The 24,486-nt window shown below is 49.7% G+C and carries 16 protein-coding genes; 8 read left to right on the forward strand and 8 right to left on the reverse strand.

Translation table 11 applies throughout. The annotated features are described in order from the left end of the window. The first annotated feature begins 1 nt into the window (after position 1). The 4 genes from MRJ96_04195 (at position 2) to MRJ96_04210 (ending at position 6,758) form a co-directional block, all read left to right on the forward strand. A complete protein-coding gene (locus tag MRJ96_04195; protein ID MDR4500641.1) occupies positions 2-2,725 on the forward strand; it encodes an ATP-binding protein in 2,724 nt (907 codons plus the stop codon). A gap of 975 nt (positions 2,726-3,700) precedes the next feature. After that, positions 3,701-4,534 (forward strand): sigma 54-interacting transcriptional regulator, encoded by an 834-nt coding sequence (locus MRJ96_04200; protein ID MDR4500642.1) that lies wholly within the window; start codon positions 3,701-3,703, stop codon positions 4,532-4,534. A gap of 335 nt (positions 4,535-4,869) precedes the next feature. Then, positions 4,870-5,853, forward strand: coding sequence for a DUF481 domain-containing protein (locus MRJ96_04205; protein ID MDR4500643.1), 984 nt, complete (start codon positions 4,870-4,872; stop codon positions 5,851-5,853). Positions 5,854-5,876: 23 nt separating this feature from the next. After that, entirely contained in the window at positions 5,877-6,758 is an 882-nt protein-coding gene (locus tag MRJ96_04210; protein ID MDR4500644.1) for a hypothetical protein, read from the forward strand. 97 nt (positions 6,759-6,855) lie between these two features. Here MRJ96_04210 and MRJ96_04215 read toward each other — a convergent pair whose 3' ends face one another. From MRJ96_04215 to MRJ96_04230, 4 genes are all read right to left on the reverse strand, one after another. Continuing rightward, a complete protein-coding gene (locus MRJ96_04215; protein MDR4500645.1) occupies positions 6,856-7,131 on the reverse strand; it encodes a hypothetical protein in 276 nt (91 codons plus the stop codon). 180 nt (positions 7,132-7,311) lie between these two features. Then, a complete protein-coding gene (locus MRJ96_04220; GenBank protein ID MDR4500646.1) occupies positions 7,312-8,298 on the reverse strand; it encodes an acyl-CoA desaturase in 987 nt (328 codons plus the stop codon). 848 nt (positions 8,299-9,146) lie between these two features. Beyond that, the gene (locus tag MRJ96_04225) at positions 9,147-11,258 is read right to left on the reverse strand and encodes a GAF domain-containing protein (GenBank protein MDR4500647.1); all 2,112 of its coding nucleotides are present in this window, start codon (positions 11,256-11,258) and stop codon (positions 9,147-9,149) included. A gap of 102 nt (positions 11,259-11,360) precedes the next feature. Further along, positions 11,361-13,061: a SulP family inorganic anion transporter gene (locus tag MRJ96_04230; GenBank protein ID MDR4500648.1), complete on the reverse strand. Its 1,701-nt coding sequence runs from the start codon at positions 13,059-13,061 to the stop codon at positions 11,361-11,363. Positions 13,062-13,379: 318 nt separating this feature from the next. Between MRJ96_04230 and MRJ96_04235 the strand changes: the two genes are divergently transcribed. Beyond that, complete coding sequence (locus MRJ96_04235; protein ID MDR4500649.1) at positions 13,380-13,655, forward strand: hypothetical protein; 276 nt, start codon at positions 13,380-13,382, stop codon at positions 13,653-13,655. Positions 13,656-13,674: 19 nt separating this feature from the next. Next, positions 13,675-16,722: a DUF2309 domain-containing protein gene (locus tag MRJ96_04240; protein ID MDR4500650.1), complete on the forward strand. Its 3,048-nt coding sequence runs from the start codon at positions 13,675-13,677 to the stop codon at positions 16,720-16,722. 31 nt (positions 16,723-16,753) lie between these two features. Here MRJ96_04240 and MRJ96_04245 read toward each other — a convergent pair whose 3' ends face one another. From MRJ96_04245 to MRJ96_04260, 4 genes are read right to left on the reverse strand one after another with little or no spacing between them, the layout of a single operon-like run. Continuing rightward, positions 16,754-17,089: a P-II family nitrogen regulator gene (locus tag MRJ96_04245; protein ID MDR4500651.1), complete on the reverse strand. Its 336-nt coding sequence runs from the start codon at positions 17,087-17,089 to the stop codon at positions 16,754-16,756. A gap of 29 nt (positions 17,090-17,118) precedes the next feature. Further along, positions 17,119-20,367, reverse strand: coding sequence for a DUF2309 domain-containing protein (locus MRJ96_04250; GenBank protein ID MDR4500652.1), 3,249 nt, complete (start codon positions 20,365-20,367; stop codon positions 17,119-17,121). Positions 20,368-20,376: 9 nt separating this feature from the next. Then, complete coding sequence (locus MRJ96_04255) at positions 20,377-21,453, reverse strand: hypothetical protein (GenBank protein ID MDR4500653.1); 1,077 nt, start codon at positions 21,451-21,453, stop codon at positions 20,377-20,379. A 30-nt stretch (positions 21,454-21,483) separates the two neighbouring features. Beyond that, positions 21,484-23,178 (reverse strand): NADH-quinone oxidoreductase subunit L, encoded by a 1,695-nt coding sequence (locus MRJ96_04260; GenBank protein MDR4500654.1) that lies wholly within the window; start codon positions 23,176-23,178, stop codon positions 21,484-21,486. A 537-nt stretch (positions 23,179-23,715) separates the two neighbouring features. On the opposite strand from MRJ96_04260, the gene MRJ96_04265 reads away from it, so the two are divergent. Both MRJ96_04265 and MRJ96_04270 read left to right on the forward strand, forming a co-directional pair. Then, positions 23,716-24,222 (forward strand): Na+/H+ antiporter subunit E, encoded by a 507-nt coding sequence (locus MRJ96_04265; GenBank protein ID MDR4500655.1) that lies wholly within the window; start codon positions 23,716-23,718, stop codon positions 24,220-24,222. Next, positions 24,219-24,485 carry a monovalent cation/H+ antiporter complex subunit F gene (locus MRJ96_04270; protein MDR4500656.1) on the forward strand — a complete coding sequence of 89 codons (267 nt, stop codon included), beginning with the start codon at positions 24,219-24,221 and terminating at the stop codon, positions 24,483-24,485. Before MRJ96_04265 ends, MRJ96_04270 begins: the two co-directional genes overlap by 4 nt. The last annotated feature ends 1 nt before the right edge of the window (position 24,486 follow it).

Consider the following 24,486-nt stretch of genomic DNA (forward strand, 5'->3'; position numbering starts at 1 on the left):
TATGCCGATGCTCTCTAAAGACCACACCATTCTTGAAAAGGGGGCTATGGAGTTTCGGCCCTTTGGAAAGAATGAGCAAGGTGAAAAAATCCGGGATGTGACGGGCATCAAAGTCCATGCGTATGTGACACATCTGGAAGAAAGCCTCGCGAAGAAAGAAGGGACTCAAGCTGGCAAACAGGCTTCCGAAAGGCTCTGCTCACTCCTGAATGATCGCATTCCAGACCCCACTTATCACGTTACCCCCACATTCCTGAAGAATATTTGGAACAGCTATTCGTATGAATTCGTGTGCTACTTGACCGAATTTTGTCTGCTGATTTCCCAAGATCCTCAATTTCAGGTTCAGGTCGGGAAGACCAAATATATTTCTCCCATTATTCAAACGTTGGGCCGGCCATTCTCAGTGCCTCAAATCTATAAAATGTTCCCCCATTTTGGCCAAAAATTTGCCAGAGGCTCTATTCTCTTCGAAGTGGGGGAGGTGACGGAATCATCCGCGATTTTACGGATGAAATATACGGAACATGTCTATCGGCAATTCGGCGCCTACCGAAAACGATGCGCCGATCAAATTTGCGAAGTTTCGAAAACGGCCCTGTCTGTCGTTCCAGAACATGTCCACCAACTCGGCCATGCAACCGTGAAAGATCTCCGATGTATCGCGAATGGTGACGAATGGTGTGAATGGGAGTTTCGTTGGTCTCCTCCGATTCAGCTTCCTTTCGGATGGGCCCTTGGAGGTATTCTGGCGGGCCTCCTCGCCTTTGGGTACCTGCAATGGCGCTATCCCACTGTCACCGTGGCTGAATCGTTGGCCATCGCCCTGTTCCCCCCTGTGATTGCCTGGTTCTGCACCCAACGTAAAGAACAGGTACATTCACGGCAACGTGAAGCCTTAATCGTAGAACAGCTGGACACCGTCGAAACTCGTCATGAAGAACTGAGAGAGGCCTTTCTTGAACAGGAACAAGGAACGGTGGAACTCCGTCGCAAAGTAATTCAGCTCACTACCCTGCATCGTGCGGGTTTGCTCTTTAGCGCAACGCTGGATCGTGAAACGCTGATCCAGAATGTCTTAAAGACCATCGTGGAAGAGCTCCATTATGATCGTGCGCTGATGTCCTTTTTTGACCCTGTCAATAAGATCGTACATGATGCGCGCGTTCTCGGCCTCTCAAAGGAAGCCGCCGAATTTGCCCGGGCTCGCGAATTCCCCGTGACAGATCCCACCACTATTGAGGGGAAAGTACTTCTGAAAGGTGAACCGGTCCTCTTGGAGAATATTCATGAACAGGATGTATGGGAACGACTACATGATTTGAACCGAGAAATGGCCAAAATTTCAAAGGCGACTTCATTGATTGTCGTGCCGTTAAAAGTGAAAGATAAAATCATCGGCTCGCTGATGGTCGATCGCGTACAGGGCCATTCACTCACGCAAGACGACCTGGATGTCATGTCTACAGTCGCGACTCAAGTCGCGATTTCCCTCGACAATACTGACGCATATCATCAAATCGAGGAACTGAACCTTGGCCTGGAACGACGCGTCGAGGAGCGTACGGCAGAACTCCAACAGGCCTACGAAGAGCTCAAGGAACTGGATCGTTTGAAATCACAATTTCTCGCGCATGTGTCCCATGAACTGCGAAGCCCCCTGACCAGCATCAAGGGGTTTGCGGAAAACATTCTGGCCGGAGTGACAGGAGCCATTACAGACAAGCAGGAACGCTGCCTTGAACGTATTCGATCCAACAGCAACCGGCTCGCTCGAATGATTTCCGACTTGCTTGACCGCGCTCGCCTCGAGGCCGGGAAAATGGAAGTGATCCTCGGTGAAGTGCCCATCGCCTTATTGACAAGGGAATGCATCGAAGAACTGACGCCCCAAGCGACCGAAAAACAGCAGACCCTACGGGTTGACTGTCAAGACGATACGCTAACCGTCCATGCGGATGCGGATAAGATCAGCCAGATTCTCATCAATCTCATTGTCAACGCGATAAAATACACTCCACATGACGGCTCGATTCGCGTGAATCTTTCACGGCTCGATGCTCATCATGCCAGACTGACGGTCGAGGATACTGGCGAGGGAATCCCTGAGAAAGATCTGCAGAGTTTATTTCAGCCGTTTTTTCGGGTGAATCGGCGGCACAAATCCAACGTCAAAGGATTGGGGTTGGGGCTCTCGATCGTCAAGCAACTCGTGGACCTTCACCATGGCTCTATCTCTGTGGAGAGCGAGCTCGGGAAGGGCACAACGTTTCATGTGGATCTTCCTCTAGAGCCTATCGTCAGACCTGAGAACCCGGCTTATACCGAAGGCGCAAGGCGCATTCTGGTCGTCGATGATGACCAGGATATTCTGGAGCTCGTTGTGGACCGCTTAGAAGGTGAAGGTTATCAAGTCCAATCCGCCAGGACGGGACAAGATGCCTTGGCTGCGCTTCAACAAACCGTGTATGACGGGGTCATCCTCGATATAGGACTACCCGATATGGATGGGGGGCAGATTCTTGAAGCTATACGGCAACAATACCCCAAACTCCCTGTTGTCATGGTAACGGCGTCTGAAGCCAAGGATCGGGCCATGGCGGCGATGAAATATGGCGCGAACGCGTATCTCTTAAAGCCTTTTGATTCAGCGCAATTCAAGTATGTGACCACTCAGTGGTTTAGCAAAAACCCGGATCAAGACAGGACCGGACTAAAGAGCTAACGCTTCTACCTCATAATGTCTAAAAACTTCCCCAGCATCTGACCATAATGTGCCTCTTTCCAATGAATTCCCCGCATACCGCTTACGATGCTTCTTCCAGTCCTTCGGTCCAGACGCAATTGAACGAAATTTATATGGCACAAGCATTGCTTGAAATCATTTTTGTTGTGAAATTTCACATGAAATCAACAGGAAAACGAGTTATTTTTGCAACACTGAAGAAAATACAACACATACAGTACGATGCCTCACTATGAAGAAAAAGCTCCCGAGCAACAGAGTGACCACAACCATGAAGACCCTCTGCCATCTCAAACAAGAAAGGATTCAGGCATGAAAAGATCTAGCATGAAAAACCCATTGGTACTTTCTTGCTGGTGGTCCCGTGGACCGTCAGGGCAAGTACAAGAATGGGAATCCCGACCGACAGCTTCTGATAATCCGTCCTCTACACAGATTGAGCAATCAACCCATTCATCCCTTCACTGGAAAGGAAACGTGCGGAACGCCAAAAAGAACTGAAACGAACTTTCCCCACCCCAAGCCTCATCTCCCTCACTATCATCTCCGCTCTGCATTTTCGACTGGGTCTCTCCATCTTTATGATTTTTTCTTCATCAAAATCCCCATGCTCTCTCTAGAGTAATCGGAAATGCCCCTAACGTAGCTCGCTTCCATCACCATCGTTCCCATCTACAATTTCTTCCCTAGAGATCTCCTTCTACGATCACAGCTTCGCTCTTTCCCAATATCTGTAAGACGCAGAACCAATGGCACTCAAGATTTTGGCGTCCTGTCAAAATCTCGGCTAATGTTGGCCCTGACGAACACGCTTCCTTTCATGTTCAATCCATCAAATTCCTTAAAATTATCAATAAATCAAGGAGATAGAATTCACATCCCTAACAAGGAAACTGGCATTGTGATTGCTCTGTTAAGCTTCTATGAGACAAAAATTATCTGAGAGCCGAGAGCATGTCTGCTGAAGCCATAGCCAAGCCTTTCCTCCTGACTCACGATTTCCGTCAAACATTTGACAGCCTCATTGGAGAAGGGGCGCTCTTTCAAAAGCTCATATCGGAAGCGCGCTTAACGGCACGAACAGATTGTCGAGTCCTACTCATAGGGGAGAAGGGGAGCGGTAAAGCAACTTTTGCCAGAAGCATCCATAACGAGAGCAGTCGAAGGCATTCCCCATTCCGTGTTCTACAGTGCGCCACATTCCAACCTACAGCTTCACGACATCCACTACGCCTCTCGAATCAGGAAGGCTCGGCACTCCAGAACGATTTCCATTTCGACCTGCCATTGGGTGGAACACTCTATCTTGACGGAGTTGAATCCCTCAGCCGTGACGCTCAAACCTGGCTTCTACGTTTACTTGAGGCGAGTGAAGTGGAATCGTTACATCAATGTCATGGGATAAGGGACAGACAGCTTCGCATCATTGCGGGTTCAACCAAAAATTTGAAGGAAGACCTGACAGCTGGCCGATTTCGCGCTGAACTGTTTTACCGCTTGAATGTTGTCTCCCTGCACATTCCTCCTCTTCGCTATCGACGTGAAGATATTGGCGCCCTGACGGCCCATTTCGTCTCTATGTATGCTGAAAAATACGGAAAAACAATCCAGTACATGAGTGAAAAAACATTTGAAGTCCTCAGAACCTACCTTTGGCCAAAAAATATCGAAGAAATGAAAAAAGTCCTAGAACAGGCCATCATCTTTGCCAAGGACAACACACTCCACATCGAACACATTGCACAAGATCACACCGACCTGCCGTTGCAGTCCCAAATTCACGTCTAAAGCACGGGCTATCTTGCTAAAACCCCGAACGGCTCTCTCAACCTCTACCCGAATCCCCCCACACTCTTCATGGAGAAATTGCGTTTGAGGTCAGCCATCACGTTAAGTTATGCTTGATCGTTTAGAAATAGACTCTTCCGGACAGACATTCCGCCCCATTCACCCAGAACAACGATGTATCCGATAGTCTCCATCAAATCCATCACGAAGAAAGTTATGGCCTAACGACCATCGAAGACTCCCCGCACCGCCTTTCGATGTCGATCTTCTTACGTCAAACTTCATGGGTATTCTTACTTGTACTCGTCCTCAGCCTAGGAAATATTCCTGCACTCTTGGCGGACGAAGTACGATTGACGAATGGCGATCGCATAACGGGCACCATAATCCGTATGGAGCAGGATTCCCTCGTTCTCAAAACGTTTTACGGAGGAGAAATCCGGCTCGATTGGAACGTCATTGAAGGCTTCCAGTCGACCGAACCAGTGACCATTGAATTGCATGATGGCTCACAATTACGAGGTATCGTGGATGCTTCTGACCCCGAAGAAATCATCATGATTGACCCGGAGGAAGTCATTACGCCCCCTGAAAAAGAAAAGACAATCCGAAAAATTTCATTAGCGACCATTTCGGCGATCAATCCGCTTCCGGCTTTTCAATATGAAGGAAACACCTCGTTTGGAGGGAACCGAACGGCAGGCAATTCATCGACTCAAGCCGTGAACGCTTCTGCGGATTGGACCTTTCGTTTCCTGAAGAAACATCGCGCGGGAATTGGAGGCCGGTATAATTATGGTGAGTCACACGATACCGTGACGGCCAGAAACTCGAGAGCCTCTCTCAGTTACGACTACTTCGTCTCGGAAAAAATCTTTTTGAATTTTGACGAACTCTTCGAACAGGACTCATTCCAAGACTTGACGGTGAGAAGTTCAACGACGATCGGACTGGGCTACCAATTTTTTGACAGTGAAGAACATACGTTGGCCATTTCCGCAGGACCCGGCTTTGTGCTCCAGGATTTTCAGTCCAGGGCCACGATACGAAATCCCACGGGATTGTGGTCCATCGATTGGAAATACTGGCTCATTCCCAATGGAGTCGAGGTCTTTGTCGATCACCAAGGCTTCCAAGACTTTGGGGGTAATAGTTCAGCCCTTCGCGTCAATTCGCGACAGGGGTTTCGCCTTAAACTGAACCGGTATATGTTTGTGACATTTCAATACGACCTCCGTTTTAACAGTCGCCCCCTGTTCAACAACAAAAAACTAGACGAAGCATTGATCTTCGGCATTGGATTTGACCTAAAAAACTGATGGAGACACGATTGTTCGCTCTGATGATTATACTTCTGTACCTGTGGGTGGCTCCGCCTTCTGCCTTGTGCAACAGCGAAACGATCACAGATGAAGACCCTCGACTTCCGTTAGCGATGAAAGTCTTCCTCAAAAAACCCCATACCCGCCAATACGTTCTTCATATCCATCTGGCGAACATCAGCGGGGAAACCGTGAAGGTCGATGTTCACGACTTGCCGTGGAGTCCTCCTAACGATTCCCGCTGGCTTGTCGTGTCGCGCCTTGATCGCGACAAGAGCCCCCTTCAACAACTTGCCCCAAAATGGGATATCGGCTCTCAGAAAGTCCCACTCCTTCCCGGCGAGTCAATCCAGGGCGAGCTAGCTTTAAATCCCAGGATTCCTTCTCTATTACAGGAGATTGAGAAATACGGGATCCTCCTGCACTGGGACTGCCCTCCACCGTCATTAAAGTTTGTCTGTGCGCAAGATGCCCCTCAATCGATTACGATTCCCAAGGGAGACCCTGGTACTCCCGATCTCAACCGGACGGATGCGGATGCCTGTCATCAACTCGAAAAAACCATCGGATTAATCGATGTCTCTGAGGATCATCAAGCCCTCTTTCTTCACACGCAAGAACATGTCATTGCTGATCTGCCAAAAGTCCAATCGCTTCTGTACCAAGTCGACGACTACGTTCGACAATGTCAGCCTTCCTGGACCAACAGCTGGGCTGTGAATTTCTTTTCGGATGCGAAGTTTGCCGGATTTTTAAGCGACATGAAAAACGAACGGTACTTCGAGGAAGGGTTGTGGCAAAAAGCAAATATTGGACAATATTCCAGTCAGATACGGACCCTGTACCGATTTCCTTGGAGCAAGAAAAGGTCCGACACTGTCTATCTATCGGTATACCGATGAATAACCCGTTCCCAGGACATAGGAAAAACGAAGGGCCCTTTGATTCTCTCAAAGGGCCCCTCATCAAAAACCACGCATGACCACACTCAAAACATTGCTATTCAGCTCCGGCTTTTAATTCATTGACCTTGCCTTTAACGCGTTCAAAAGCCCCTTTCGTTTTTCCTTTTGCCCGCTCCATTGCGGCATTCATCTTATTGCCTTTGGCCTCCTCAATCTGGGCATTGATTTCTCCTTTGGCTTCGGCAGCACTAGCCTTGGTTTCAGCCTTCATCGACTCTACCTTTGCGGCCGTATCTCCAGCGAACGACACCGAATACAGGCTCACACACGAAACCATCACGGCAATAGCGATAACACCGACTATCTTCATTGGATCTCCTACGTTCCGAGGGGGTGTACGAATGGTTAAGGAATAAAGGCTTATACTCAAGCTGAAACGTTACCAGATGAGTACCAACATTGACAAACCGACTGAAAGCCAGGAGCGATACAGGAGAGAACCGCCGATAGGCCTCAAAAACCAATTAACGGGGACGAAAGATGGTGAAACTTAGACGGCTATTTTTTCGGAGTCACGGTTTTTCTTGGCCTGATTTAAAGACGTCTGCTCTAACGCCCAACGTGGAACCGGACGAATGTCCCAGATAAGTCCACACCATTGAAATCCGCGAAGGAGATAGTAGGTGATGTCGAGTTCCCACCATCGAAACCCTTGCCTGGTCGAACTCGGGTAATGATGGTGATTATTATGCCACCCTTCTCCCAGGGTCAGGAGAGCAAGAAGGAAATTGTTGCGACTGTTGTCGGAAGTCGCGTACGGTCTGGTCCCAAACAAATGAGACAATGAATTAATCGTAAAGGTTCCGTGATATAAAGCCACGGTAGAAATCACAAATCCCCAGACGAGCATTTGTAACCCGTTGGTTTCCAGTTGAGGATACATGTTCGCCAGCCATTCGCCGAACACGAACAGACTCACGGCCAGGACAAACGGGACCAACACATCGAACCGATCCAAAAAACGCAACTCAGGGAAGCGGGCAAAGTCCCGAATTTTCTTGAGATTCGTCGTGCCTTGCTGGTGTGACAGCACCCAACCTAAATGGCTCCACCAAAATCCGTGATGGACGGGCGAATGCACGTCTGTTGGTTGATCGGAACAGGCATGATGCGTTCGATGATTAGATGCCCACCATAATGGACCGCGCTGCACAGCGCTGGCACCAAAAACAGCAAACACAAACTGCATGACTCGCGAAGTCCGGAAAGTCTTATGTGAAAAATATCGATGATAAAACCCTGTGATCGCGAACATCCTTGTGGCGTACAACAGCACCGCCATCCCCACAGCGACCCAACTCCAACCGACCCAAAAAACCGTTAACACTAATGCATGAAGAACCAAAAACGGCAGGGTACGAATTAAATCCATCGCGCGGCTGTCTTGCTCGGAAGACAGATTCGTTTCGGCATGTGAGTCAAACCATCGCCGTATTCCATTCCAGACCTTTACGGTAATTTGCCAGATTTCAGACATCCATCATCAACCTTTCTCGTTTAACGCAAGAAACTAAAAGGAATTGAACGACTCAACTTCACACAAGTTTTTATTGAGTTTTCACGAATGCATTTTAGCCATCAAACCAACGTAGATTGTATTGGGGAGGATAAAAAACCCCATAATTTAAACCAGATAGGATACAAGTTGCAAATGAAAAATGAAATAAATTAAAAAAATGATAGGTTCTCAGCTGGGCAAATTAACAAGTTAAGGAGAATCGAATTCGTCTGAGAATTGATCTCCCCGAAATCAATTTCGGCTTCCCCCTCCACAACGCTGCCAGGATTCATACGGGTTTCTTCTTTATTTTCGAGCCAAAAACCAAATTATAGGTAGAGTACAAGTAACCATACCAGACTAGTTGATAAGAACATGAGTTTTGGAAGTGGTCAACTGAAGCAATCTTTAAAAATAGAAAAAATAAAGAAGAGGGATTTCTGATTTTTACGAAACTCAGAATTAGAGCGATTTCGCACGCATCAATGTGAGCGAAAATGCAAAAATCTCACTACCAAAAAATGCTCAAAGATACGGTAAAGTTGAAAAACCCTTCAATTATCAACAAGTCATATTTTAAATGAAAACTTTATTTCCTAGAATGATTTTTGCATATATAAGTACCTATGCTTGCAGGGAAAATGTAAATCATCATATTTCTATGTGAGGCCTGGTGATGAATCTCCTAAATGAAATCATTGTCGTTGTCGTCGTCATTGTGATGGGAATCGGACAATATTTATTTTTCCATTGAAATTTTTCTAGATTTTCATTTGCAAGTCATGCATTAAAACTGGCAAGAGTTTTTAAAGTCGTTTCCCCTGATTTTACGTGCCTACCTGGTTTGTGTCTTCCGTTAGTTTTCTCATTGTCACGACCGCTCCAATCACGATTCCATCCTTTACAATCGGGTGAGACCAACATTCCACAGGGAAAAATTTCTTATTCGCATCAACAAAAATTTCCTCTGTACTGTGGCGATGCTCTCCTCGGAGAGTTGACTGGCAAAACGTACATGTTTCAAAAGAATTGGGTTGGCCATTCGGTTCGGTGGGATGCAGTATGTCATGAGCATTTTTCCCAAGAAGAAAAGAGCTATCTTTGTACCCTAACAGACGAAGGCATGCCGCATTGCAAAGTGTGAAGTTGCCATCTTGATCTAATCCAAAAATCGCTTCAGTTGTAGAATTCAGGACGAGTCGTTCGCGTTCTTCGGTCGCTCGAAGGGTTTCTTCAGTTTCGCGGTGACCAATAAAATGTCCAATTTGAATGCCGATAGCTGTAAACATGTTGAGCAATTCTTCGTCCGGCTCCACGTGATCGGAACTGAAAAATTCCATGACGCTGCGCACCTGACCGCCGAGAAGAATCGGAAAAGCCAATGCCCCTTGGAGCCCTTCTCTCTTTGCGGCTGCTGCTAAGGGATGGTTTGGCTTCTGAGCAATGTCAATGATGCCTAGGGGTTCTCCTTTTTTCCAAACTTGTCCGGCCAATCCCTCTCCCAATGCGAGTTTGAGGCGACGGCTAGCGTCGATAACCCCTTCAAAATAGTGAGAAGGAGCGTGCCACGTTTCAATACACTCCAGCGCGTTGGTCATCGGATTTACCTGCCAGAGCAAACCGACTTTCCAATGTAATTCCCAACAAATCGATTGAAGAATTTGTCCATAGGTTTTTTCAAGCGTTTCCGATTCAACCAGGACACTAGCCACGGCGTTGTAGACTGCCAGCCGGCGTTCTTTGTGCTTTCGCTCGACAAATTGTCCTAATTGTCGTCCGAAGGCGCTGAACATATTGAGAAGTTCCGTATCGGGAGCCATGACTTCCTGACTGAAAAATTCCATCACGCTCAACACGTGATCTCCTGCTTGGATAGGAAAGGCAAATCCTCCATGTAGCCCTTCTTGATCGGCAGCTGAGGCACGTGGGAAGTTCGTATCTTTGGCCACGTCCTCGATCCATGCCGGTTCTCCTTGCTTCCAGACCCGTCCGGGAAAGCCGACTCCACGAGCAAAAGTCAATCCACGGGTTTGTGAAACGAACGTGTCCAGATTCAGCGATGGATGCTGCCAAATATCCACGCAATGAAGAACTTGCGCTTGATGGTCGATTTCCCAAATGGCTCCGATGTTCCAATTCAAACTCTGACAAATGGCTTGAAGGATTTGTTTGTGGGCGTCGGTAATCGATTCAACCTGAACCAGAATGGATGTCACGGCATGGTGTGTGGCTAGCCGCCGCTCTGTCTGCTTCAAATGTGTGATATCCAGGGCAAAACCCAAAAGATTTTTCCCATGGGCCTCCTCGGGAATTAAGCAGTTCATAAACCACCAGGGTTGTCCGCGATACATTCCAGAACTTTCATAAAAAATCGGGTCCCGCGTTTCAGATGAAAGGATTTTTTCACGCATTTCAACTGGAGGTTCGAGGGCATTGCGCCCATAGGATCCCAATCCAGAAATACCGATTCTGTTCAGTCCTTTTCCCACGGATTCTTTTAAATATCCATCTTCTCCTAAGTGAAAGGCCACGGTCGGCATGTTCCGGAGAATACCGGCCAACATTTGGCTCTTGCCCCGAATGTCGGCATCCGCGGATTTAATTTGCCTCGCCAGGATGGCTGTGACCCATATGGCAAACAAGGCCATCACTCGGTTGATTTCGGCTAACCACAATTCTGAGCCTTGGGGCGAGAGTAAAAATCCGAAAAAGGTCAAAGCCGAACAGCCGATTGCTGCATACAACGGATCGCGTGGGTCGGGTGAACGGAGAATGACTAAGACCACGGCGACATAGGGGACGGCTTCCGCCACACCTAATGGCATCACTAAATCCACGCCAAAGATGATCGCGGCCAAGAACACGGCTAAGGCAATAATACGTGGACGGTCCTTTGATAGATCAGGTTCTTCTTCGGGAAGTGAGAAGGGTCGATCCATGGTCAAGTCAAACTCCTTTTACAGATGATGGCAAACGAAAGGATCTTCCAGGATGAGAGGAAACCGATCGGTAGAGTCAATGGCCGTTTTCCCGCAGGCTCTTTAAGATGAATAAGCGGATGCCGCGTGTCCGACTGCCCGCACACCGGGTGGGCGGTCATCTGGATGGCTTGACCCGGCTTCATAGGCTGCCTGCCGGAGAGCATCCACCCGCAGGGCGAATTCGTGTCCCGGCCGTATTTTGGCGGTCACACCCATACCCTCCAATACCTTACGAACGCCGGGATGCATACCCGTGAAAAACAGATGTTGTCCATGATCTTGGATCATAGACAACATGTCTTCAACGGCTAATGCCGCGGTACCATCGATGGCTGGGACATCGGCAAGGTCTAACACGACGCTGGAAAAGTTATTAAACCCCTTCACGTTTTCAAGGCGGCGCACCATGTTTTTGGCGGAGCCGAAACTCATGGGCCCATCCACATGAATCAGCACAATTTTACCACGATTCCGTTCCAGGATCGCGGTTTCTTCGAGATCAAGAGAGACGTGTTTGGATGGTGCTGTAATGAACCGGAGGTTAGCCAGCTCAAGGTCCGCCATTCTCTTCACGAACAACAGGCTCGCGAGCACCAGCCCAATCCCAACGGCAGTGATCAAGTCAATGACAACCGTGATCAATAGAACGACGGCCATGATAAACACGTCGGCGCGTGGCGCATCGGCAAGGTGACGAAGGAATCGCCAATCAACAATATCAAGCCCGACTTTGAATAAGATGCCGGCCAATACGGCTAAGGGTATTTGTTCAGCCAACGGGCCCAACTCCAAGAGGGTGGCCAACAGCACGACCGCCATGAGGGCTCCAGAAATGGGTGTGCGTCCTCCTGTTCGAATGTTTGCCACAGACCGCATCGTGGCTCCGGCTCCAGGTAATCCTCCAAAGAACCCCGCGACCATGTTTCCGATACCTTGGCCGACCAACTCGCGATTAGAGTCATGTTGCGTTCGTGTCATGTTGTCGCAGACGAGAGACGTGAGCAGACTATCAATGCTTCCCAGTAGGGCGAGGACCAGGGCAGATTCCACGATGAGAGTTAAGGAATCTTGATGTAACACCGGGGTAATGATGGACGGAAATCCAGCGGGCACCTCCCCGATCAACGGCACGCCGGGAAAAAAGAAGTACGCGGTGAGGGTGCCCACTAATAGCGCTAAGAGTTGTGGCGGAATAAAGCGGCTAATCTGAGCAGGAGTCAAATACATGAGAGCCACGGTAATGAAACCGAGAAATGTCGCTTCCGTGGAAATTCCGGCAAAGAATTCAGGAATGGCTTCTAGGTTGGCCACGACACCTCCCGTTTTCGCAGCATGGCCAACCAACGGTCCAATTTGTAGGATAAGGATGATGCACCCGATTCCGCTCATGAATCCAGAAATGACTGGATAGGGTACAAAGGCAATGTACTGCCCAACTCCAAACAGTCCAAACATGATCTGGAGGCCACCCCCTAAAATGACGGCGGTAAATGCCAATGCAGGCTCATCGGGGAATTGCGCAATGATGCTGGCCATGACCACGGTCAAGGGACCGGTTGGGCCCGAACATTGGGCTGGCGTGCCGCCAAACAACGCAGCAAAAAACCCGACAAAGATTGCGCCATAGAGACCTGCGATGGCGCCGATTCCTGACGCGACGCCAAAGGCCAACGCCAACGGCAACGCGACGATTGCCGCAACAAGGCCTCCGTAGATATCGCCGCGAAGATTATTGAAACGGAGCCCATAAACCAAGGTCATAGGACGATTCCATCATAATCGAGTCTATAGAGGGACAAAAAAAACGAGAAAACAGAAGAGTGAAGGACGAGGTTCTTCTCTCCCTGGCGGCAAAGAAGCTTGAAACCTTTAAAACAACTTTTCTGCCATGAGCTATCAAAACAATTGTCAGGCGGTCGGTTGGTTGACAATCCGAAAAACTGGATACCAAACCAGAATGTCATGTTCTCCTCCACTAAGGTCCAGCGAGGTGAGCTTATACGTTTATGATATGTTGTTCCGTAGGCTTGTCTCCATTACTCGTAGCCACGACTATTGTATTCCTGGTATATGCGGGTCATGATTTACGAGCGGTTTACTCGTGACATTGTGGCATTGCTTGGCGCAACGGTGGTGATTGGCACAGGCGCTTTGACACAACAACAAGCGGTCGCAGACATTGAATGTACTACCATTGGCTTACTCACGGGCATGATGGTATTTGCTGACATTACCAAAGATAGCGGAAAGTTCAAGTTATTGGCAATGAAGCTGCGAAAACCGCTAACATTGTTGATTACCGACGAATTGGGTATCAATCCATATCCATTGTTATTTGCTAAAAGGGTCTATTGAAAAATAGCGAGAACGAAAGATGTCCATCCGATCTGATTCCGCAATCTTCCAATCAACTGCACTCTCATCCGTAGAACGTGATCAGCTTCGCGAGGCGATTCGCGAAGCCAGCGAGCCCATCGCTCCCTTCTGGCCGATGCGAACGATGGTTGCGCAAAACCCCATCCACGGACTGGAGTACCTTCCCTTCGATCAAGCCGTTCGACAAGGCAAACACCTTTTAAGTGGCAACGGATACTTACCCAATGAAGTGTATCGCCAATTTTTCCGTGAAGGACGAATCACGCATGACAGTGTCACAGAATCATTGAGAAGAGCCGGGAGAATCTCAACAGACCGGGATGCCGTTCAGGTAGGAACCCGGCGAATTACCGCTCAAGAAGTGTGGCATTTGCACTTTCTCTTCGGATTTGGCCCTCTACAGCCATCCTTATTGGAGTGGACATTCAATAAAGAAGGCGCAGGGAAGCGATTCCATCCATATCTCCCCCAGAAATCTCTAGCGCGCATCATCGAACACACGGTCAAAGATTGCGAGTTGTGCCGAGACCACCCCGAGGAGGCTTATCTCACAAACCTCTGGAAAAGCACGTTGACAGCGTTGCAGTTGTCAGAGTCTACATCTCATGATCACCAGACGAACCACGGAAAGGAAAAGGATTCAGAAACCCGGCCAGCCTCCTTGTCCATAAACCTGCCGATTCATCGAACCCTGAGCGATTGGATAGACGACTTGGCTGGAGCCGGTCTCGTCGAACAGATCAATCAACAACTCATTAAATGGGTCACCGCATTCCTTGATGAAGGGCTCGCGGGCTGGGAAATGCCGCAGCGGGAGAAAGGGTTCTACCACGCGTGGCGACATCTGGCTCAGCAGGATCATTCTGGAAAATTCCTTGGGATTCAGGACTACACGCCAAAGATCCAAGCGCTGCCAGAGGAGCCAGAAGACGCAATCATCGCAAGTGTATCTCGGCTGGGAATCTCGACCGAACGGCGCAAAGAATACCTGTCAAGGATGTTATCTCAATTGCCAGGCTGGACGAGATATATACGGTGGCTTGGCGAACATCCCGCGTACCATGCGCAACGACAACACCCTATCGATACCACGCAATATCTGGCCGTTCGGCTATTCTACGAAACCGAATTAGCTCAAATGACCTGTAAACAGGAATGGGACATCGAGGGAACGGTCGATTCCCTCGTCACGTATTGGAAAGAGCACCCCGATGAATATCGACACAGAGCAGGAGACGGCTCTCATACTGTCGATCCGACCGAGCAGACCATCTGCCGCGATGCCTGGAGGCTGTTTAATCTCTTACAGTTCCTAGAAGTCTCGCATGTGGACATGCACGAGCTTTCCGATTCAGAAGCTCGAACACTCCTTCACTGGTTGGATGATTTTCCGTTCGATCAACATAGTCCGGTATGGCTTGAAGCATATGAAGATTCTTTTCGAGCAGACATTCTAAACAAGATTGCATCCCACAGGGGAACCGTTCCAGTCCTCAATAGCCGCCCACAGGCTCAATTGGTTTTCTGCATCGATGTCCGTTCAGAATCATTTCGCCGTCACATCGAAGCGCAAGGTCCCTATGAGACCTTGGGGTTTGCGGGGTTCTTTGGCATTCCTCTAAGCCATCAAACGTTTGATAGTGCAGAACGGGCGTTTTTATGTCCAGTGCTCCTCACCCCCAATCACGCCGTGACGGAAATACCTCGGGCTGGAGAAACCTCGTCACTCGAGCAATACTCTTCTGGCACGCGCTGGCATCAGTTGGGGCATCATCTGTTCCACGATTTGAAACATCATCCCATCGGGTCGATGATGACGATTGATGTGCTGGGCGTCTTTTTTAGTCTCGGCCTGGCAGGCAAAACCTTTCTGCAAAGAACGTTTCATACCTGTACGTCAACGATAGGAGCCTGGTTCGCGCACCGTGTTCACACCGAAATATCAGTTTCGACACCGGCAGACCCTCGCAACCCCAGAATCGGAGAGGTCAACAAGGAAGGAATTCCTGAAGGGCTTTCACAAGGATTTTCTCTGGAGGAACGGGCGACGATGATCGAAAACGGATTGCGCGCCATGGGACTCACGCGAAATTATGCGCGGCTCGTGTGTCTCTGTGGTCATGGCAGTGAGACCGATAACAATCCTTATTATGGAGCGTTGGATTGCGGGGCCTGTGGCGGCGCGCCGGGAGATGCGAATGCCCGGGTCTTTGCCAAGATGGCGAACGACCCTCACGTGCGCCGCAGACTCAAAGAGCACGGATTGCCGATTCCCGATGACACCTGGTTCCTGCCGGGGAAGCATAACACCACGACGGACCGGGTTGAATTTTACGACTTGGAGGAATTGCCAGATACGCACGAGGAAGATGTGCGGTCGTTACATCACGACCTCCAAGAAGCTGGCGCGAATCAGGCTCTTGAGCGATGCCATCGCCTTCCGAGCGCGCCAAGAGAGATCTCTCCACGACAAGCCTTTGCTCATGTCGTCGAGCGCAGTTGTGATTGGGCGAACACTCGGCCGGAGTGGGGACTGGCTGGCAACGGGGCATTTCTCATCGGAAGACGGACACTCACGAACGGCCTGGATTTAGGCGGCCGTGTGTTCCTGCATTCCTACGATCCGAACGCCGATCCGGATGGAACCATCCTTGAGAAAATCATGACGGCGCCCTTAATCGTCGGTGAGTGGATTAATACAGGCTATTATTTCTCTGCGGTCGATCCGTGGGTCTTTGGCAGCGGAAGTAAGGTGTTGCACAATGTCGTGGGTGGGGTCGGCATGATGTTGGGAAGCCAGAGCGATTTACAGATGGGATTTCCCCTGCAAACCGTCAATAATGGAGAGAGGCACTACCACGAGCCCATGCGGCTCCTCGCCATCATTGAACATACGCCCGACGTGATTTCGGCCATTATTCAAAAGCATGGTATTCTTCAACGGTTATTTCATAATCAATGGTTGAATCTCGTCTCGCTCAACCCCGATACATTCGAATTTTCCCGGTACCAGCTCGATGCGAGCTGGGAGACCATGTCCATCTGACTCTCCGTCTATCTTCTCGTTTCGCCGCACCTTACGATTCTGATGATTCAAAGTGATCTTTTCGCAGTACGCAGGCATCGAGTACAAACACGCTGCCAGAGTGACGTTCTAAGAATGGCTTGAGCCCAGACAGAATGGGTTCAACCTTTTCTTCCGGGACCACCGTCAGCACCATTTGCAAACTACTCGTGTCATTAAACATCAAGTGTCCTTCATGGAATCCGCTATGGCCTTTCCCCGAGAGATTACTCACGATCGTATAGCCACTGGCTTTAATCCGATCGAGTACTTCCGTGACAAAATTCAGGTACTCCCCGTCAATGATGACTTTGATCTCTTTCATTGGGTGAAGTTTGATGGTACTCATGATGTGCTAGGCCTCCTCAACCTCATACATTACTGAATGACCTGCCACTCTTCCGATGAGTGACGCAGAAAGAATTCCATGCTGACCGGATCTAACGCCACAAGATTAATCCATTGATTGCCGATGAGCCGTTTAAGAATGTCGTGCCGGGAAATGATCATGGCGATTCGCTCCAGAGGCGCCTCAATGATAACAAATAACCGCATGGGTTCGTGATAAGGCGTCCCGCCATCGAGAACCGTCTGCACCGGCAAGCCGACACACAGATCGCTTTGGGACCCGTACATCACCCCCACGCGACTGACCACATTATGATACACCTTACTTCCGGCGCCATACACCGATGGATCAACGGTGGAAAAATAATGTTCCATGTTAATCCAATTTCCCACGATCATCGGAGCGGTCATGATAATTTCCAGGTATTTTCCCGTTGGATCCTGCAGGTAGTCGTACGAATGCAAAAACGTTCGTCCCTCAAGATTGAGGCCTTGCGTGAAGAGACGCCTCCCTACGATAAACGCCGAATGTCGAGAAAGCCCCCATTCCGGTCGAACTTGCGACCAATCGATACTGCGCCGTTTCGTCCGTTCAGCCGCCTCGCTGAGGGTTTGACACCTCATCTCGTCGGGAAAACGGGCTAACCGCTCCATGCTATTTCGCCGGTTTGCTTCTTCCAGGTCATGTTGCAGCCTGATCAAGTCCTTCCGGTGAGTCGCCGGAACATCCTCCAAATCAAAGAGTTCCACTGCATCTGTCGTAGTGTCGTGTTGACCAGGGAGGAAATGGGTATCAAGCGGAATATAGACCCCCTTTTGCGCCAATAATTGCCGGACTTGCGCTTTGTTGGCCATCGCGGCAAAGGCCCGGGCATTTGAAACCCCATGATTACCACCGCAAGCCCCGCAATCCAAGGCTGATTCATAAGGATTATTGTCAGACATGCTGCCATGAGCACAGATCAAGACCAGCCTGGAAAACGTTTTCGTGAATCCGAGCGTCCGAAGCGCTGTTTCCACAAAATGAGCTTGCTCGGTCGTGGTGAAGCCGGTCTGCGTGATGCGATGCAAACGATGAGTCACGGCACGCTCATGCACATCATGTTCACGCCTTAGGTCTCGAATAAACTGCTTATGGTCGGCCTCCGTCCAGTGGAGCCGAGTGTGTAACTCTTCGTCTTCAGTCGGGTCGAACGTCAGTTGATTCAATGCCTGCTTGCGGAGACGTTCGACTTGATCATGCGACACCTCGTTGCCTTTCCGTCCGAATTGTTCGATGAGCATGCGGTAGATGGTTGCCCGATGCTCTGAAGCCACCATCTCCTTTGCTTCCTCGTTCGTGAGCTTTTCAACGGTCAATGTCGTCCCGATGGGAACGGCAAACCGATCTTTTACCCAGGACGTGATCCGATGGAACCACAGAGGGCTCAGGGTTTGGCCAAAGAGCCTGAAGCCAAAAAACCAGCCTATGGCCTCGACCATGACATAGGGAGAGATGATGTTCTCTTTTAAGTCATGAAGCAGGGTGTGCCCGGTTTTCGCTAACTGTTGCCGTTCCAGCAACCGCTCTGCCGCCTTGCCTTGGTAGGCCCGGGGAATTTCCTTGACCACATGTTTGGGTTTAAGAAGCACGGGACATTGGTCGGTCTCTTGCTCGCTGCCAAATCCTTGATAACAAAGAGGCACGCCAAAAAATCCGGCAAACCCGAAGGTTTCATTCCCTCCCACGTCTTCGAAATGCCGACGAAACCCCTCCGAGCGCACGTCAATACAGAAAATGCCTTGAGCCAACGGACGTGATTCAGCCGGCTGGGCCTCAGCTTCATCATTCTTCACGAGCTTTAGAAGGTTCGGAGACAACTGCTTGACAAAACTTTTGATATAGCTGAGTTCAAAGGCCTTGAGCCAAATCGGACCATGTAATGACTCAGGAAATTGAGACACCCATTCCAGCAATACGTCTATATTTTCTCGGGGACCGTTGACGATCTCTTTGACTGGACAGTCAAATGCCTTGGCGAGGTGTAAGAGGATTAATGTCTTTTGGTGAATATCCTGCTCTCGACGAATCGATCGCCAGGTTTCGTCGATCCGTACCGCATGATCGTCCAGTGCATCCATAGGCAAAGGCTGGCTCAAGAATAAGGAAGGATCAAGATCCTCAGTGATCTGCCGAGGGAACCCCGCCAGTTTCCATTCTTTATACAGTCCGTATCCCCCGGGGTGGGCATTCATGAAGGATGAGATGGAGGTGAAATCCCCGTCGATGCCAAAATGGGTTTGACAAGCCAGGGCAACCAGTTCTCTTTCATAGAACAAACGAACCGCAAGGTATTTGACGAGATCTATGCGATAAGCATTCTGCCATTCATAATCCGATTGTTCCGATCTCCATTTGATGAACCCGGCCCACCCTGATAGCTGAGCTAAATGGATCGTGAAATAATCAATCCACAGATCGTGGGGAATGGCCATGGCCTCCAGGCTTTCCACGATGGCATCTTCTGAGCGGTTTGGCAGGTTTTGAACCTTTGAGGACCATCCTGAAACGCCCAACAATGGCCAAGACCGATCATCCTGGGCCAATATTTTCCATCCACCATAAAAGGTTTTGTCCCGCAGCGGCATGGGCCAGGGCGCATGTCCTTCATCCAGAAACCCTCCGCACCATCTGATGAGCTCCTGGTTGATGTGGTCTTGAAGAGTGGTTCCAAACGTTTGATCGCACCAGGCGGAAAGGGTGTACGTTGACGCCAGGTCCTTTTGCTCGATCGCGGCGTGATCATGCAAAGAAAAGTCATGAGGTTTGGCCTCGGCGTGGGTTAGAAGGATATCGATCAGCTCCCGGACGTCATCATCGATCAGCGATGCTCGGACATTCGCTGAAGCCACGTCTGGCGCGATGTAACCGGTTCCATTGATGAGAATCGTGCGCAAGGCCTCGATATGGGAAACCTTCCGATCGCCGACGGCAATCAGTTGATCGTGCGTCCGGTCCTTCAAGGCCTCATGAATGGCATCGAGAGAAATACGGCCTTGCCGGTAGTAATTCCGGTATTGTGCATTGGAGAGATACCCTTCACCACCAAGAAACTTCCTGCCTTGCTCGACGGCCTTGCTAAAGGGCAAATGCTCCAGCCCATGAAGCGGGTTATGATGGATAAAGGTTTGCATCGGCCAAAAATGAGAAATCGGTTCACTCGCCAATTTCACGAGCGAACGAATTTCCATTCGCTGAGCGTCTATAGATGGAGAATTTTCTTTGACGACAACCATCATCGATACTCTCTAATAAAACAGCCCGCTATAACTCGCCCCGGCGATGAGTAACGCCAGAGAACAGATTTCCGCAGGCTTTAAATCCACGTACGGGATATTCGGCCTGGCCTTTCCAAAGGCGGTTTGGTGAAGGATACGTGAAAAATACCAGCTCCCCAACATCCACACGATCAGGATGATGAAGGAAATGACGATCAAGGAAACATCCTGCGGGTCTGCCGCCGAGAGAGTGACCAGACCCGTAAAAAACGGGATAACCGGTAGGAGCATCGCTATGCTGAGCAGAATTACCAACATAATCCCGAGTCGCGGCATGGGAGCAGCTAAACCGGGGAGTATTCCGATCCTATGAAATCCCAACCGCTCCTGAACGCAGTCGTACATGAAAAATAGACCGCTCATGACCAGAGCAATGGTGACACCAAACGCGATTTCCCACTCCGAAAACGATGGAAAAACCGTAGTCAGCCCCCACAACATGGACACATGCGCGATAGTCGCATACGTGAGTAACGGCCGAATGTGGGCCTCCCCGAGAGACTTGAGTGAACCATACAGGGCGCCGCCCAATGCCAACACGGAAACGGCGGCTGGCAGCCCTTTAAATTGGAACGTAGAAACCTCAGAAAGTTCGGCCAGGCCGAGGGAAAGGAAGACGGTCGTCCAAAGACCGGAGAGCGTCCCCTGAGCCGAAGCCACGAGGGATGCAAAAGGCAGATGAAACGGAGGGAGTGGGACGAACGTCACGGCAAGCACAAGTCCGGCGAACATGGTCAACGAATCGCCAGAAAAGGAAGAAACGAGCGCAAGAAATATGGCAAACGCGATTTGCCCAAAACTCATCGTTTTGCGCGTGGCGGCACAACGGGATTGAAGGATGGCATAGGCCGCATAGCCGAGAACCCCGATGAGACAATATCGATTCAGGGGCGAAGGAGTCAGCAGTCCTCCCAGGCCAAGTCCAGATATGATAAAAATTTCCGCATAGGTCGCTGACGATCGATTTGAATGGAGCTGCCCAACCACCGCGCACCCTGCGGAGAGAATCATCGCACAAGCGAGTGTGGCTGTCGCATCGATATTCATGACGATTTCAACCCCATGTCGATCCCGCGCCTAAAACCTTGCCCCGATTCGTTGCGCCCATTGAAACAGCGCGTTTCCCCACCGCATGTAGAGAAGATCCACATACAGCCGGTTGATAAGAAACAGGTACATTTTTTGTTGAATGGTTTGACTCCACTCCACATTCAGAATCTTTTGTCCTTTGGCATCGGTGTACCCATAGATCCACCCCAAGAGAATCAAGACCGTCGACGCCAATATGAGCACATCAAACACGGTGGGATTCAAAGCGGCCGCGACAAAAAAGCCATCCGCCACTCCGGGCTCAGGGTACAGAAAATGGGTGAACGCTTCGCCAGCCCACAAGTACGTGAATCCAATCAGAAACAACGCCACAATCATCGCGCTCGCGACTTTCCATGAATCCACCGCATGGAGCCGGTATAAACTGAAAATTGCTTGCGAGGCGGTGACCCAGCTAAAAAACAGAAAAATCACAGCCCCATGGGCATCCTCAAGGGGAACCTCTAGTAAATCGTGCGCAACCATCAAGATGATAAGCGGCATGATCAACGTCACCACTAATCCCGTCACCCAAGTTGTTTGGGCTGGTAGCCTCGTGGGTTCATGACTGGAAGAAGCAGGAAACTTGGGCTCATGGCGAGCGTTATGAATCACGTTTCCTGCGCTGAGGAAAAGAGAAGCTTTAAATAACCCATGGGCAATAAGATGAAAGATAGCCAGGGCAAACGCACCAAGACCGCATTCCATGATCATATAGCCCATTTGCCCCATGGTCGAGTAACCAAGCGTTTTCTTGATGTCACTTTGCACGAGCATCATGGACGCGCCAAACAGCACAGTCATCATCCCGACGACAAACACGATATGCAGCGTGTTGGGTGAAAGAGCGTACAGCGGAGCCAGACGATTGAGGAGGAAGCCTCCGGCATTAATGATCCCCGCATGCATGAGGGCGGAAACCGGAGTTGGAGAATCCATGGTATCCGGCAGCCACACATGCAGAGGAAATTGGGAAGATTTGGCTACGGCTCCGACAAAGATCAGTAACGTCATGACCGTGACCACGTTGACGTCGAAGAGATTTCCCGGCAAGAGCGAAATGATATGGGCTTGTTGGGACGCGCGTTCGAAGAGTTCGCCAAACTCGAGCGTGCCGAAATATTTGTACGCCACAATAATCCCGCACAGAAAGGCGACGTCTCCAACGCGATGAACCATCAAGGTCTTAAACGCATTCTGGTAGGCAGGAGCATGCGTATAATTAAATGCGAGGATCAGATAGAGGGTCCAGCTCAATAGCTGCCAAAACACGAATAACATCAAAAGATTTGGACTGGAAACAAGTGAGAGAATGACAAACGTCATGAGGCCAAGTAGGGCAAAAAACCTGGCATACCCCGGGTCGCCGTAAAGATACCGCACGGAGTACACATGGATGACGGTGCTGACACTCGTGATCAAGACCATCATGACGGCTGTGAGCCGGTCGACCCAAATGCCGAACTTCAAAAAGTTTGAGCCGTTATCCTCGAAAGGCCAGAGCGTGATGTGAATGGGGTCTCCTGCGCTGACCGAGAACAGCGTGAATATGGACAAGAAGCAGGCGCTGACCGTGGCGGCGATCCCGACCCTGGAAGCATGTGTCCCCAGCCGTTTCCCCAAAGCGCCAATCACGATAGCCGCCAACAGGGGAAGGAGTGGAATGAGAAGTGCGATACTCATGGTAGATAGTTCATCGATCGGGCGCACGTGGCCAGCATGTATGACTCATTGCTTGGGTTATTTTCACTGGACATGAATCGACGAATAAGTCCTTTTCTACAATAGAAATAATGTTATCAACCATTCGGCAACAGTTTGGCAAGATTTTTTTAGCCCTAGAGATAGGGCTTGAAGGGTAGAGCCAATAGGACGATGAGGTCTGTGGCTTCACATTCGGAGAATGAAGTTGATGAGCAAGAAAATTCTTACTTTCCTGTTCTGCTGCTTAAATTTCCCCACCTTCCTGCATGTTGTATCCACGGCATGACGCTGGTATAAAGATTTAAATATCAATCGACTTGATGGCTCATGCCGGATCACATCAGACCGATTGACTATGCCTTGGCCGGAAAGGCAACTGCCTCCTGACAGGATGACACAGGAACAGGACAAGCCAACCAGAAGCTACTCGAATAATCGTTTCGAAGCCTCCGGTTGGTTTTTTTTTGAGGAAGAGAGACGACGCGTGAACAGCCGAAGTCTCGACTGATACAGATTATGACAACCAGATCACGACCGATTTCTTCGAAATTTTTAGCCCTCAAAACTACCGCCTTATTTGTCTTGTGGATCATGTTGTCAGCCCGCTTCGACTGGATCCATCTCACGCTGGGACTGGCTCTGTCCTTTTCGGTGGCCTGGATCAATTCCGGCCATTCCCCCTTTGTCCCCAAATTTCGATTGTGGGGCAACGTTGTCATGTACCTGCCGTGGCTCTTTTGGAAGATTGTCCAAAGCAGTCTTCATGTCTCAAAGCTGATTCTTCACCCATCGCTTCCCATTAAACCTCAGTTAATCCACGTTGAGACGAAACTTGGACATCACGCCGCGATGGTGCTTCTTGGCAATTCAATCACGTTGACCCCTGGAACGATTACCGCAGAAGTCGATAGAAACACACTCATCGTTCACGCGTTGGATCATGCGTCAGGAGAGGATGTGACCAAAAAGAGAATCGAAGCCAAAATTGCTGAAATCTTTAAGGACGAAGAACCGGATTTATGAAAATTTTCCTTCTCGGTGTGTTGGGGATTTTGGCTGTTCTCATCGGAGCCTACCTGTATCGTGTGCTTCAAGGCCCCACGATTTTCGATCGTGTATTAGGTCTCAACGGGATCTCCACGAAAGCGATTATTCTACTCGTGCTTATCGGAGCGTACTTCGAACGTGTCGATATGTTCGTGGACATTTCAACGGGATATGCGTTGCTCAACTTGGTCGGAGCTCTGGCCGTCGCCAAGTACTTGGAACAGAAAGGACTTCCCTAGC

Source organism: Nitrospirales bacterium, from assembly GCA_031315865.1.
Lineage (GTDB): Bacteria > Nitrospirota > Nitrospiria > Nitrospirales > UBA8639 > JAGQKC01.